2 protein-coding genes and 2 pseudogenes are annotated in these 1,536 nt (G+C 58.7%); all 4 read left to right on the forward strand.

The features are described 5' to 3' along the window. Nucleotides 1-309 (forward strand): BBE domain-containing protein (locus ACUSIJ_RS29575; RefSeq protein ID WP_449311996.1); only part of this gene is annotated, 309 nt, incomplete at its 5' end. A gap of 158 nt (nt 310-467) precedes the next feature. Continuing rightward, on the forward strand, nt 468-1,028 hold the full coding sequence (locus tag ACUSIJ_RS29580; RefSeq protein ID WP_449311997.1) for a hypothetical protein: 561 nt from the start codon (nt 468-470) through the stop codon (nt 1,026-1,028). Between the two features lie 126 nt (nt 1,029-1,154). Then, nucleotides 1,155-1,384, forward strand: a pseudogene (locus ACUSIJ_RS29585) (nuclear transport factor 2 family protein); the annotation flags it as partial. Nucleotides 1,385-1,418: 34 nt separating this feature from the next. Continuing rightward, nucleotides 1,419-1,536, forward strand: a pseudogene (locus tag ACUSIJ_RS29590) (PAS sensor domain-containing protein); the annotation flags it as partial.

The raw sequence follows: 1,536 nt of genomic DNA on the forward strand, positions 1-1,536 counted from the left end.
CCCGTTGTTGCCGACAGCTTTGCGCTCGCCATCTGTGGCGCAGGAGGATCGCCGGCCTATCCCGGCGTCCGCGGCTTCGAGCCCAATGTCGACCTTGCACGCCGACAAGCGAAGCAGATCCCTGCCGCCATGGATGCTCTCAAAACACGCCTGCCGGCAAAAGGCTCATACGTCTCCGAGAGCGACTACTTCGAAGCGAATTGGGAAGAAGCGTTCTGGGGAACCAACTACGACCGCTTGCGTGCGGTCAAGGCCGCCTACGACCCCGACAATCTGTTCCGGGTTCACCACGGTGTCATCGCAGGATAGTCACCAGGAAGGCAGTACCTTCCGGAATCTGGCGGCAAATCTTTCGTCGGCGCTAGGTTGGAAGCGTGTCAGATGGTGGCAGCGGACGTTCAAATGTGCTGGACTTGCCAAGCCGCGCGGGGCAGAGGACCTGAGATCGAATCGGAAGCCGAGGCGGCATGCAACTGTTGCTGATTACCGGACCTGCCGGCGTAGGTAAATCGACGCTGAGTTGGGAAATGAGTGCCCAACTCGTCGCCGCTCAAGTCTCTCACGCAGTTATCGAGACCGATGAACTCGATAGGGTGTTCCCGCGTCCCAGTACAAATGAGCTTGATAGAATTCAGCCCAGTACGATTGACGTCAGCAGCATCAACCTGGCTGCGATCTGGTCGACATACCGAGCCTTGGGGCACACGCGCCTGATCATGTCAGGAGTCATGATGCACCTGGATTTCGACAAACGGTGGATACTTTCCGCCATACCCGAAGCGCGGATTACGGTAGTCCGTATGTTGGCTGCTGAGCCTACATTGTTGGCGCGTCTTGCGCAGCGCGAGATCGGCTCTGGGGCGGACGAGCAGGCACAGCGCTCCCTTCGGCAGGCAAGGCAAATGGCAGGCGAAGATACCGAAGGCATTGTTGTTCTGCCTACGGACGGCAAAAGACCTGCGGAGCTGGCGGAGATCGTTCTTCGGAAAACCGGGTGGCTCGATATCGATGGTCAGCAAAAAGATTAAGCCTGCCACCGCGACGACCGATAGGCTGCTTTGTCGCGCTTGCCCTCTATCGCAATGAGGTGATCCAGTCGCTAGATGTCACTGTCAAGATAACCGGACACAGGCCAATGAGCAGCGGCTATGTACGCTATCGGGACGAAGGAAATGCGGCTACGCAATGTCCGCCTATCCCCCATAGACGACCGCCACTGCCTGGCCCATGTTGCTTGGACGGCAAAGCCCGCGAGGGTCAGCCGGACGTAGCGATAAATTTCGTTGTTCACTACTTCGTCCAGAATCTGGATGGAGGACCCCAAATTTTCGGTTGGGTGTCGGGTGATGAGCAGGCACTTCTACGAAAGAACCGCATCATCTGAAGTCCGCTTGCCATGCTTCGCTGTGCCCGGCCCGAACCTCGGGGCCGAGCGGATATTCGGATTCGCCGCCGCTACCGCGGTCGGCCAGTCGCTCGACATCATCATTCCGGAGAACCTGCGCGCCCGCCATTGGCGTGGCTGGTCCCAAGCCA

The sequence above is a fragment of the Pseudochelatococcus sp. B33 genome (assembly GCF_053570585.1).